6 protein-coding genes are annotated in these 12,867 nt (G+C 63.5%); 4 read left to right on the top strand and 2 right to left on the bottom strand.

Features of this window, described 5'->3' with window-relative positions; all coding sequences use genetic code 11:
- The first annotated feature begins 3 nt into the window (after positions 1-3).
- A complete protein-coding gene (locus AC1DYQ_RS05130; RefSeq protein WP_477685881.1) occupies positions 4-720 on the top strand; it encodes an ABC transporter ATP-binding protein in 717 nt (238 codons plus the stop codon).
- Positions 721-882: 162 nt separating this feature from the next.
- A complete protein-coding gene (locus AC1DYQ_RS05125; protein ID WP_477685880.1) occupies positions 883-1,272 on the top strand; it encodes a DUF2845 domain-containing protein in 390 nt (129 codons plus the stop codon).
- A 320-nt stretch (positions 1,273-1,592) separates the two neighbouring features.
- Here the strand turns inward: AC1DYQ_RS05125 and AC1DYQ_RS05120 are convergent, their stop codons facing one another.
- Complete coding sequence (locus AC1DYQ_RS05120; RefSeq protein ID WP_477685879.1) at positions 1,593-2,594, bottom strand: Bug family tripartite tricarboxylate transporter substrate binding protein; 1,002 nt, start codon at positions 2,592-2,594, stop codon at positions 1,593-1,595.
- A gap of 152 nt (positions 2,595-2,746) precedes the next feature.
- Positions 2,747-3,799 carry a CDP-6-deoxy-delta-3,4-glucoseen reductase gene (locus AC1DYQ_RS05115; protein ID WP_477685878.1) on the bottom strand — a complete coding sequence of 351 codons (1,053 nt, stop codon included), beginning with the start codon at positions 3,797-3,799 and terminating at the stop codon, positions 2,747-2,749.
- A 59-nt stretch (positions 3,800-3,858) separates the two neighbouring features.
- Between AC1DYQ_RS05115 and AC1DYQ_RS05110 the strand changes: the two genes are divergently transcribed.
- Positions 3,859-4,785, top strand: coding sequence for an SDR family oxidoreductase (locus AC1DYQ_RS05110; protein ID WP_477685877.1), 927 nt, complete (start codon positions 3,859-3,861; stop codon positions 4,783-4,785).
- Positions 4,786-5,089: 304 nt separating this feature from the next.
- Positions 5,090-12,862: a YDG domain-containing protein gene (locus AC1DYQ_RS05105; RefSeq protein ID WP_477685876.1), complete on the top strand. Its 7,773-nt coding sequence runs from the start codon at positions 5,090-5,092 to the stop codon at positions 12,860-12,862.
- Positions 12,863-12,867: the final 5 nt, after the last annotated feature.

The raw sequence follows: 12,867 nt of genomic DNA, 5'->3' as shown, positions 1-12,867 counted from the left end.
AACATGGCAAACACACTCCTTAAAGTGACCGGCCTGAAGGTCGCCTACGGCGGCATCCAGGCGGTCAAGGGCGTTGACTTCGAAGTCAACGACGGCGAACTGGTCACCCTGATTGGCTCCAACGGCGCCGGCAAGACCACCACCATGAAAGCGATCACCGGCACGCTGCCGATGCTGGGCGGCGACATTGAATACCTGGGCAAGAGCATCAAGGGCCGCGGCGCCTGGGATCTGGTCAAAGAAGGCCTGGCCATGGTGCCGGAAGGCCGCGGCGTGTTCACCCGCATGACCATCACCGAAAACCTGCAGATGGGCGCCTACATTCGCAGCGACAAGGCGGACATCGCCGAAGACATGGAAAAGATGTTCGTACTTTTCCCCCGACTGCGTGAGCGCAAGGACCAGCTGGCCGGCACCATGTCGGGCGGCGAACAGCAGATGCTGGCCATGGGCCGCGCATTGATGAGCCGCCCCAAGGTGCTGCTGCTGGACGAGCCCTCCATGGGCCTTTCGCCCATCATGGTCGACAAGATCTTCGAAGTGGTCAAGGACGTTTCAGCCCGCGGCGTGACGGTGCTGCTGGTCGAGCAGAACGCCAGCCGCGCACTCGGCATTGCCAACCGCGGCTACGTCATGGAGTCGGGCAACGTCACCATGAACGGTGACGCGAAAGACCTTCTGAACGACCCGCGCGTGAGGGCCGCTTACCTCGGCGAGTAACCAGGCGTCCCGCACTCCGGCAGGCATTGCGGGACGTACGTTTCCACCAAATCTGGCGAACCAGCGCGAGGGCATAAATGCCTTGCGGCGCCTAATATTTACGCATAAAGTTCGAAGGGTACGCACCACGCGCACCCTTGTTGAACCTTGGGGAAGCCAAAAATGAACCAGTATGTTGTCCGCACTGCTGTCGTGATGTTCGCCTTTCTGGCCTCATCCTTTTTCACCGGGGCTTCGGCCCAGTCACTGCGCTGCAAGGGCGACCTCGCGCAGATCGGCAATTCCAAAGGCACGATCCTGCAGAAATGCGGCGAGCCCGTCATGAAAGACACGTTCTGCAAAGCCACGCCTGACACCGTGTCCAGCTCGACCGTCGTGACGCCAAATACCGCAGGTTCCACCGCCAGCACCACGACCAACGTGACGGTCAACACCTGCCAGCAGGTGGAAGAGTGGACTTACAACCCGGGTTACGGGCAGTTCATGACCATGCTGCTGTTTGAGGGCGGTTCCCTGAAGAGCATTCGATACGGGGATCGAGTCACGCGTTGAGCCCCCACGGTCGCTCACTGCGTGTAGCTTCCTGCCCCCCGAGGGGGCCGCTGCGCCTACGGCCCGGCAAAGCCGAAAAATTGGCACACCCCTATCGAGCTCACTGCGTGTAGCTCTTTTCCCCTTGCAGGGGACCGCGCCAGCGGCCCGGCAAAGCCGGTTCCGCGGCACCCGCTGGCTTGAAGAATTCGGTGGGTACGACCAGTGATGAAGGTATTTCACCAGTGGGGGCCGAGGGTCCGGCTTCGCCGGCCCCAGGCGCCGCCCCCTGAGGGGGGAACAGGCTACACGCAGTGAGCCTGGAAGGGGGTGGACCTATTTCAATCCACCTTCGCGCCTGACGCCTTCACCACTTTTTCATACTTCGCCATTTCGCTTTTCATGAAGGCGCCGAACTGCTCGGGCGTGTTGCCTACGGGTTCGGCCATCAGTGTGGCAAAGCGGGTTTTGGCTTCGGGTGAATTCAGCGCGGCGACGAATGCCTGGTTGAGTTTGGCGATCACGTCTTTCGGGGTGCCCGCAGGCGCCACCAGTCCCCACCAGGTGTCGATCTCAAAACCCTTGAGCGTTTCGGCCACGGTGGGCACATCGGGCAGCATGGCGCTGCGCTTCGCTGTGGTGACTGCCAGCGCCTTGAGCTTGCCGGCCTTGATGTTGGCCGATGCCGTGGCCAGGTTGTCAAAGTTGTAGTCCACCTGGCCGCTCAGCAGCGCCAGTTGCGCCGGGTTGCCGCCGTTGTAGGGAATGTGCAGCGCAAAGATGCCGGCCTGCGCCTTGAACATTTCGCCGGCAAGGTGCCCGGCGCTGCCGTTACCGCCGCTGGCGTAATTGAGCTTGGCCGGGTTGGCTTTGGCGTACTTGATCAGATCGCCCAGCGAGTTGATGTTCAGGCGCCGCGCGGAGTCGGCGTTGATCACCAGCACATTGGGCACGCGCACCAGCTGCGTGATGGGCGCAAAGTCGGTGGCCGCGTTGTACGGCATCCTGCTGTAAAGCCAGGGGTTGATGGCGTGGGTGGCGACAGCGGAAATGCCGATCGTCATGCCGTCGGGTTGCGCCTTGGCGATGGCGTCGACGCCGATGTTGCCGCCGCCGCCGGGTTTGTTTTCAATGATGACCGGGCCAAGCGTGTCCTTGACGCGTTCGGCCATCAGGCGGGCCGTCACGTCGATCGGGCCACCGGGGGCATACGGCACGATGATGCGCATGACCTTGGGCTGGGCGTGCGACAGAGGGGCCGACAGTGCCATGCCGGCAATCAAAAGAGCACCCAGGCATTTGCCGGGCAGGGAAGTGAGGAGGGAAACGGGTCGAATGTTCATGCTTCGTATTGTTGCAAATAATCAGGCCTCGCCGGCTTGCAGCGAACCCGGCTTTTCATGAGCCGGAGCGCATTCCCATAAAAATGCCCCGGCTGACGCATCAGCCGGGGCACTTCTTTTTTCTTCTTGTTTGTCGGGTGTGTGTGCGCCGTTCAGGTCTCGGCGGGCACGGTTGCCTGCGCTTTTTCTTTTTCAGTCACAAAAGAGTCGGCATAAAACTCGTCCTCCGGCAATCCTGCAGTCGTGTAAGCCGCCTTGGCCGAATCCACCACGATGGGCGCGCCGCAGGCATACACCTGGTGGCCCGACAGGTCGGAAAAATCTTCCAGCACGGCCTGGTGGACGAAGCCGGTGCGGCCCGTCCAGTTGTCCTCGGGCAGGGCATTGGAAATCACCGGCACGTAGCGCAAATTCGGCATTTCCGCTGCCTTGGCCTTGACCCATTCGTCCATGTACAAATCGGCCGGGCGGCGGCCGCCCCAGTACAGCACGGCAGGGCGCGTGATGCCTTTGTGTTGCAGATGCTCAATCAGCGCCTTGATGGGCGCAAAGCCGGTGCCCGATGCCAGCAGCACCATGGGTTTGTCGCTGTCTTCGCGCAGGTAAAAGCTGCCAAAGGGGCCTTCGATGCGCAGGATTTCTTTTTCTTTCATGGGGCCGAATACGTGCTCGGTGAACTTGCCGCCCGGCATGTGGCGAATGTGCAGCTCTACGCCCGGGTTGTTGGCCTGGGTGTGTGGTGCGTTGCCCATCGAATACGCGCGGCGGTCGCCGTCGCGCAGCAAAAACTCCACATACTGGCCAGCGTGGTACTTGAACACATCGCTGGCCGGCAATTGCAGGCGCACCACCATCACGTCGTGCGAGGCCTTGGCCAGGCTGTTGATGCGCACCGGCATCTTCTTGACCGGGAAGGCGCTTTCATCGGTGACGTGGCGTGATTCGAGGACGATATCGCTCGTCGCCCTGGCGCTGCAGGTCAGGATGAAGCCGTTCGCCTCTTCCTCGGGTGACATGGCCTTGACCTGGTGCGCGCCATGGAGGACGGTGCCCTCCAGCTTTTTGGACTTGCAGGAGCCGCAGGCGCCATCCTTGCAGCCATAGGGCAGGCCAATGCCCTGGCGAATGGCGGCTGCCAGCAGCGGTTCATCCGCCTCGGCGATGAATGTCCGGCCACTGGGTTGCACGGTCACGGTAAAGCTCATATTCGGTATCCTTGCGGTATCTGTTCTCGACTCGGCCGGTTTCCCGGCAACCCCCAATTTTGCCCTCAAACCTGAACCCCTTAGGCGCACTGCCTTTCCGCTTCCGCCGCGAGCGGATTTTGATCGTTGGCTGCGGTGATGTGGGCCTGCGTGTGGCCCGGCTGCTGCCGCGCAATATCCGCCTGATGGCGCTGACCTCGTCGCCGGAGCGCTCGCCGGCCTTGCGCGCACAGCGCATCACGCCGCTGCAGGGCAACCTGGACGACGCTGCCTCTCTGCGGCGCCTGGCGGGGCTGGCTACACGGGTGGTGCACCTGGCGCCGCCACCCGGCGACCAGCCCGACTGGCGTACGGACCCACGTACGCTGGCGTTGCTGCGCGCCCTGCGCCTGCGCAGCCTGCCGCAGTCCCTGGTGTATGGCTCTACCAGCGGGGTGTATGGCGACTGTGGCGGCGAGTGGGTGCGCGAGACGCGGCCATTGAAGCCCCACACACCGCGTGCCCAGCGGCGTTTACATGCCGAGGCGCATCTGCGGCTTTTTGGCCGGGCCACCGGCACCCGTGTGCACCTGCTGCGCATCCCGGGCATCTATGCGCCCGACCGCGAAGGCGGTACGCCGCGTGGCAGGTTGCTCAAGGGCACGCCTGTACTGCGTGCCGAAGACGACGTCTACACCAACCATATCCACGCCGACGACCTGGCCCGTGCCTGCCTGGCGGCGCTGTGGCGCGGCAAGCCCCAGCGCGCCAGTAACGCCAGCGACGACACGCAGCTGAAGATGGGCGACTATTTCGACCTGGCGGCGGACCTCTATGGCCTGCCGCGGCCGCCGCGCCTGGCACGGGGCTCGGCACAGGAAGAGTTGCCGCTGATGCTGCTGAGCTTCATGAGCGAGTCGCGCCGGCTGGACAACACCCGCCTGAAGCAGGAGTTGCGGCTTCGTTTGCACTACCCGACAGTAGCAATTGGCCTGCGCGATCAGTGAGTACGCCAGCCGCGCGGGCGCAACGCAATAAATGCCATTGACCGCCTGAAATGAACGGGTTGCCACCATGGCAGCCCGTTTTCTCATTTTGGGTGTCTTTTTTTGGCAACGGCGCTGCGGTCGAATGTTACAACCAAAGCGGTAACAAATTGCAACTAACTTGGTCGACCTGGAGCACGTTTCTATTAACTGCAAAAAGAACTTTTTTTAACCCGATGTGCCGGGTTTCCTTTGTGAATACCATCACATCGAGTGCCTCTTTCTTGCAACCGGCTGACGCAAGGGGACTCGCGGGATGTGAAAAATGCACAAAAAAAGTTCGAAAAATGCGCGTACGGCAGCTCAATTTGTAACAATTATCGGCCAGCGTGCACCTACCGCGGCGCCGCCGTTTTTTGATGCACTGGGACGGATGGCCGGTAGCGCCTCAGGCAGATGGACCCTGCGCAAGCCGGTAACGGCCGTTTTGCTGCTGGGAGCAGCAACAGCGCAGGCCGGCCCGGTAGACGGGCAGGTCACGTCGGGCGCAGCCAGCATCTCGCAGAGCGGCTCCGCCACCACCATCAATCAATCCAGCCAGAACGCTTCGCTGACCTGGAAGAGCTTTAACGTAGGCGCGCAGGAAAGCGTCAACTTCGTGCAGCCTTCGGCCAGCGCGATCGCGGTCAACCGCATCCTGGACACCCATGGCAGCCAGATCCTGGGTCAGCTCAATGCCAACGGGCAGGTCTTCCTGATCAACCCCAACGGCATCCTGTTTGGCGCCGGCGCCCAGGTCAATGTGGGCGGGCTGGTGGCGTCAACGCTGGATGTCAAGGATGCCGACCTGAGCAGCGGAAAGCGCAGCTTCAGCGGCGCAGGCGCAGGCAGTGTGGTCAACCAGGGCACCATCAATGCAGCCAAGGGTGGCTACGTTGCACTGGTCGGCAATACCGTGCGCAACCAGGGCACTATCAACGCCCCGCAGGGCAGCGTGGCGCTGGCGGCAGGCAGCGCGGCTACTTTGACCTTCCAGGGCAACCAGCTGCTCAAGGTCGAGGTGGACCAGAGCGTTCTTAACAGCCTGGCCGAGAACGGCGGGTTGATTCTGGCTGACGGCGGGCAGGCGCTTATGAGCGCCGGTGCCAAGGATTCCCTGCTGGCCAGCGCAGTCAACAACACCGGGGTGATCCAGGCGCGCACGGTGGAAAACCGCAGCGGCACCATCATCCTGCTGGGCGGCATGGCCGCCGGCACCGCCAACATTGCGGGCACGCTGGACGCCTCGGCGCCCAACGGCGGCAACGGCGGCTTTGTGGAAACCTCGGGTGCGCAGGTGAACATTGCCGACGGTGCCCGGATCACCACGGCGGCCCCCGCGGGCCAAAGCGGCACCTGGCTGATCGACCCGGTGGACTTCACCATCGCCGCTGCGGGCGGGAACATCACGGGTGCGGCCCTGAGTGCCAACCTGGCCTCAGGCAACGTCGTTATCCAGAGCAGCAGCGGGAACACGGGCACGGCGGGCGACGTCAACGTCAACAACGTGGTGAGTTGGAGCGTCAACCAGCTGACGCTCAACGCGCAGAACAACATCAACATCAATGCCAACCTCAACGCCTCGGGCACAGGCAAGCTGGCGCTGGAATACGGCCAGGGCACCGGGCCCGGTACCGGTACCGGCTACAACTTCAACAACGGCGCGAAGATCAACCTGCCGGCGGGCAACAATTTCAGCACTAAACAGGGCAGCAGCGGCACCACCTTCACGTATACCGTCATCACCGACCTTGGTGCCGCAGCCAGCACCACCGGCACCGATTTGCAGGGCATCAGCGGCAATCTCAACGGGCGCTATGTGCTGGGTTCCGACATCGACGCATCGCCGACCAGCACCTGGAACACCGGGAGTGGATTCACGCCGCTGGGCAACAGCGCGGCGCAGTTCACCGGCACACTGGACGGCCTGGGCCACTCCATCAATGGCCTGTCCATCAACCGGCCCACCGCCGACGAAATCGGCTTGTTCGGCCGCGTGAGCAACTCTGGCCGCATCAACAATCTGGGCCTGGTCGGCGGCAGTGTCTCGGGCCGCACCAAGGTGGGCGCGCTGGCGGGATGGCTCGGCGGCAAGATCTACAACAGCTACACCGACAACACACCTGTGACGGGCAGCGGCAGCGAGGCTGGCGGGCTGGTTGGGTTGAGCCAGGGGACCATCACGAACAGTCACGCCGGTGGTGCGGTGAGCGGCGGGCTCTCCGTGGGTGGACTGGTCGGTTGGAACCAGGAGGACATCATCAACAGCTATGCCACCGGTAACGTCACTGCCTCGGATCAGTGGGCTGGCGGTCTGGTCGGCGACATGCTCAACAGCGCGACCATCAGCGGCAGTTACGCAAGCGGCAACGTCACCAGCACCAGCCGGGCCGTCGGCGGGCTGGTGGGGCGTTGGAACAGCAATGGCGAAGCTTCTGCGGCTATCAATAACAGCTATGCGACCGGCGCGGTGACCGGTAACCGCTATGTCGGCGGCCTGGTCGGGTTCAAGTTCAATGCCGGCGGTACCATCAACAACAGCTACGCGACCGGCGCGGTGACCGGCGCCAACGACCTGGGCGGCCTGGTCGGCATGTGGGACGCCGGAACGGCCATCAACAACAGTTTCTGGGACACCGTCACAACTGGGCGGGCCACCAGCTCGGGCGGCGGCATGGGCATGACCACAGCCCAGATGCAACAACAGGCCAACTTCAGCTCGGCCACGGCTGCCAACGGCAACGTCAACCCGAACTGGGATTTCACCAGCGTCTGGCGTATTTATGAGGGAAATAGCCGTCCCCTGCTCAAGGCGCTCATGAAGGCCACCACGGTCACGGTCGGCAGCACCAGCAAGACCTACGACAAGCTGTCCTGGAACGGCGGAACCGGCATCAGTTGCTCCAATACGGCTTGCGGCAGCTTGTCGGGAAGCATCAGTTTCGGCGGAACCGCCCAGGGCGCGGTCAATGCCGGAAGCTACACGGTGACGGGTTCCGGCCTGTATTCCAACCAGCAGGGCTACGACATCAGTTACGCCAATGGCACGCTGACAGTCAATCCCGCCAGTTTGGCTGTCACAGGCGTGAGCGCAAACAACAAGGTGTATGACGCCGGCACCACCGCCACCCTCAACGGCACGGCCAGCGTCACAGCCATCGCCGGCGACACGGTGAGCATCGCCGGCACCGGCAGCGGTGCTTTCGCCGACAAGAACGTGGGCAACGGCAAGGCCGTGACCGTCACCGGCTACACGCTGAGCGGCGCAGATGCCGCCAACTATGTCGTCGTACAGCCCACGGGCTTGACCGCGAACATCACGCCGGCCAGCCTTGCCGTTGGCGGTGTGACGATCCAGAACAAGGTGTACAACGCCAGCGACGCCGCCACCATCAACGGCACGGCCAGCGTTGCAGCTTTCGCCGGTGATACGGTGAACGTGGCCGGCACGGGCATCGGCCGGTTTGCAGACAAGAACGTGGGCAACGGCAAGGTGGTTACCGTGACCGGCTACACGCTGGGCGGCGCCGATGCCGGCAACTACACCGTGGTGCAACCCACAGGTTTCACGGCAAACATCACGCCGGCCAGCCTGGCGGTTACCGGCGTAGGCGCAAACAACAAGGTTTACGACACGACCACCACAGCGACGCTGAGCGGGACAGCAGCGGTGACGGCTTTGAGTGGTGATACCGTGACSGTGGGCGGYACCGGCAGCGGMAMYTTYGCCAACAARAACGTGGGTAACGGMAAGGCCGTCACCGTCACCGGCTACACACTGGGCGGCGYCGAYGCYGGCAACTACACCGTGGTGCAGCCCACCGGCGTGACAGCCAACATCACACCGGCCAGCCTGGCTGTCACGGGTGTGAGTGCAAACAACAAGGTTTACGACACGACCACCACAGCGACGCTGAGCGGGACAGCAGCGGTGACGGCTTTGAGTGGTGATACCGTGACCGTGGGCGGTACCGGCAGCGGAAATTTCGCCAATAAGAACGTGGGCAACGGCAAGGCCGTCACCGTCACCGGCTACACACTGGGCGGCGCCGACGCTGGCAACTACACCGTGGCGCAGCCCACGGCGGTGACAGCCAACATCACACCGGCCAGCCTGGCTGTCACGGGTGTGAGTGCAAACAACAAGGTCTACGACACAACGACCACAGCGACGCTGAGCGGGACAGCAGCGGTGACGGCTTTGGGTGGCGATACCGTGACCGTGGGCGGTACCGGCAATGGCGCCTTCGCCAACAAGAATGTGGGCAATGGCAAGGCGGTGACTGTGACCGGCTACACGCTGGGCGGTGCCGACGCCGGCAACTACACCGTGGTGCAACCCGCGAGCTTGACCGCCAATATCACACCGGCCAGCTTGACCGTCACGGGTGTAGGCGCAAACAACAAGGTCTACGACACCACCGCCACCGCCACCCTGAACGGAACGGCGGCAGTGACGGCCCTGGGTGGCGATACCGTGACCGTGGGCGGCACCGGCAGCGGCACCTTCGCCAACAAGAATGTGGGCAATGGCAAGGCGGTGACTGTGACCGGCTACACACTGGGTGGGGCAGACGCCGGTAACTACACCGTGGTGCAGCCCACTGCGGTGACCGCCAATATCACACCGGCCAGCCTGGCTGTCACGGGTGTGAGTGCAAACAACAAGGTCTATGACACCACCACCACGGCCACGGTGAGCGGAACAGCCGCCATTACGGCCCTGGGTGGCGATACTGTGACGGTGGGTGGCACCGGCAGCGGCAATTTCGTCAACAAGAATGTTGGCAATGGCAAGACTGTCACCGTCACCGGCTACACACTGGGCGGCGCTGATGCCGGCAACTACACCGTGGTTCAACCCACCGGCGTCACAGCCAACATTACGCCGGCCAGCCTGGCTGTCACGGGTGTAGGCGCAAACAACAAGGTTTACGACACCACCACCACCGCCACACTCAATGGCGCGGCGGCCGTCGCGGCCCTGAGCGGTGATGTGGTGACGGTTGGCGGTGGCAGCGGCACCTTTGCCGACAAGAATGTGGGCAACGGCAAGACCGTCACTGTCACCGGTTACACACTGGGCGGTGCCGATGCCGGCAACTACACCGTGGTGCAACCCACGGGACTGACCGCGAACATCACGCCAGCTGGCCTGGCTGTCACCGGCGTAGGCGCGAACAACAAGGTGTATGACACCACCACGACGGCGACGCTGAGCGGAACGGCAGCCGTCACGGCCTTGGGCGGTGACGTCGTGGCCGTGGCCGGCACGGGCAGCGGCAGCTTCGCCAACAAGAACGTGGGCAACGGCAAGGCTGTGACCGTCACCGGCTATACGCTGAGCGGTGCGGACGCCGGCAACTACACCGTGGTGCAACCCACGGCGGTGACCGCGAACATCACGCCAGCCAGCCTGGCTGTTACCGGCGTAGGCGCCAACAACAAGGTCTACGACACAACGACCGCCACCACGCTCAGCGGAACGGCGGCTGTTACGGCCCTGGGGGGTGATGTCGTGACGGTTGGCGGTGGAAGTGGTGCTTTTGCCGACAAGAATGTGGGCAACGGCAAGGCCGTGACGGTCACCGGCTACACGCTGGGCGGAGCCGATGCTGGCAATTACACCGTGGTCCAACCCACAGGGCTGACCGCCAACATCACCCCCGCCAGCCTCACGGTCACAGGCGTGAATGCCAACAACAAGGTCTACGACACCACGACTGCGGCCACGCTGAGCGGAACAGCCGCGGTGACGGCCTTGGGTGGCGACACGGTGACGGTAGGCGGCGCCGGCAGCGCCAGCTTCGCCAACAAAAACGTAGGAAATGGCAAGGCCGTGACCGTCACCGGCTACACGCTGGGCGGTGCCGACGCCGGCAATTACACCGTGGTGCAACCCACGAGCTTGACCGCCAACATCACACCGGCCAGCTTGGCTGTCAGCGGTGTGAGCGCAAACAACAAGGTCTACGACACCACCACTACGGCCACGCTGAGCGGAACAGCAGCGGTGACGGCTTTGGGTGGCGATGCCGTGACCGTGGGCGGCACCGGCAGCGGTAATTTTGTCAACAAGAATGTGGGCAATGGCAAGGCCGTCACCGTCACCGGCTACACACTGGGCGGCGYCGAYGCCGGCAACTACACCGTGGTGCAGCCAACAGGTGTCACGGCCAACATCACGCCCGCCAGCCTGGCTGTCACAGGTGTGGGCGCCAACAACAAGGTGTATGACACCACCACCACGGCTACCCTCAATGGCACCGCTGGTGTTGTTGCCCTGGGCGGTGATGTCGTGACGGTTGGCGGTGGCAGCGGCACCTTCGCCGACAAGAATGTGGGCAACGGCAAGGCTGTGACGGTCAGCGGCTACACACTGGGTGGAGCCGATGCCGGCAACTACACCGTGGTGCAGCCCACCGGCGTCACGGCCAATATCACACCGGCCAACCTGGCGGTCACAGGCGTGGGGGCCAACAACAAGGTGTATGACACCACCACGACGGCGACGCTGAGCGGAACGGCAGCCGTTACGGCCCTGGGTGGCGATACCGTGACGGTAGGCGGCACCGGCAGCGGAAATTTCGCCAACAAAAATGTAGGCAATGGCAAGGTCGTGACGGTGACCGGCTATACGCTGAGCGGAGCAGACGCCGGYAACTACACCGTGGTGCAGCCCACAGCTGTCACGGCCAACATCACGCCAGCCAGCCTGGTAGTCACAGGTGTGGGCGCCAACAACAAGGTGTATGACACGACGACCACAGCGACGCTCAACGGAACGGCGGCTGTCACAGCYCTGGGCGGCGATACCGTGACGGTGGGCGGCACCGGCAGCGGCAMYTTYRMYAACAAAAACGTGGGYAAYGGWAAAGCYGTSACSGTYACCGGCTACACACTGGGCGGYGCCGACGCCAGCAACTACACCGTGGTGCAGCCTACGGCAGTGACTGCCAACATCACACCGGCCAGCCTGGCGGTTACGGGCGTGGGGGCAAACAGCAAGGTGTATGACGCGGGTACTGCCGCCACCCTCAATGGCACAGCCGCTGTGGCTGCTTTGGGTGGTGACGTGGTGAGTGTGAGTGGCGGTAGCGGCACTTTTGCTGACAAGAATGTGGGCAACGGCAAGGTCGTGACCGTGACCGGCTATACCTTGGGCGGAGCCGACGCCGGCAACTACACCGTGGTGCAACCCACCGGCCTCGCAGCCAACATCACGCCGGCCAGCCTGGCTGTTACAGGCGTCGGGGCCAACAACAAGGTCTACGACACCACCACTACCGCCACGCTTAACGGAACGGCGGGGGTCACGGCTTTGGGCGGTGATGTGGTGACTGTGGGCGGCACCGGCAGCGGCACCTTTGCCAACAAAAACGCGGGCAACGGCAAGGTCGTGACGGTGACCGGCTATACGCTGGGCGGAGCCGACGCCGGCAATTACACCGTGGTGCAACCTGCAGGTGTCACGGCAAACATCACCCCGGCCAGCCTGGCTGTCACCGGTGTGAATGCGCAGAACAAGGTTTTTGACGGAACGACTGCGGCCACCTTGGGCGGTACCGCCGCCGTAGCCGCCCTGGTCGGTGACGTGGTTAGCGTCAGCGGCGGCAGCGGTGCTTTTGCCAACGCGAATGTGGGCAACGCAAAGCCCGTGACCGTGACCGGCTATACCCTGGGCGGGGTTGACGCGGCCAACTACACGGTGGTGCAACCGACCGGGCTGACGGCATCCATCACTCCCTTGCCTGTCACAGCTGTGCCCGCACGGGCGGGAACGCTTGGGAGGGGGGGCGCCGATGATGGTGCCGACGCCGCCATGCAACAGGCCGTGGATGGAACACGTTCCAAGTCAGGTCTCGTCGAGGTATCGCCCGTCCTGCGGGTTACCCGCAGCGCAAGCTCCGATGCCTCTGGTGGAGGCGAGCTGGTGGTTTCCGGCGGGGCCGTCGAGGTGTTGCAGGATGTGGCTGCCACAGTAAGAAAAGATCCGCGCCTGCACATCGTTGACGGCGGCGTGCAGCTGCAAAACGGTGTGCTGGCCGCTCAAAAGTAAGTACG

It is taken from the genome of Polaromonas sp. P1_F4 (assembly GCF_056405675.1).
This window is presented reverse-complemented; position numbering and strand designations above follow the sequence as displayed.

Coding starts and splice junctions, on each gene's coding strand:
- AC1DYQ_RS05130 (WP_477685881.1), top strand. CDS start 4: ATGGCAAACACACTCCTTAAAGTGACCGGCCTGAAGGTCGCCTACGGC.
- AC1DYQ_RS05125 (WP_477685880.1), top strand. CDS start 883: ATGAACCAGTATGTTGTCCGCACTGCTGTCGTGATGTTCGCCTTTCTG.
- AC1DYQ_RS05120 (WP_477685879.1), bottom strand. CDS start 2,594: ATGAACATTCGACCCGTTTCCCTCCTCACTTCCCTGCCCGGCAAATGC.
- AC1DYQ_RS05115 (WP_477685878.1), bottom strand. CDS start 3,799: ATGAGCTTTACCGTGACCGTGCAACCCAGTGGCCGGACATTCATCGCC.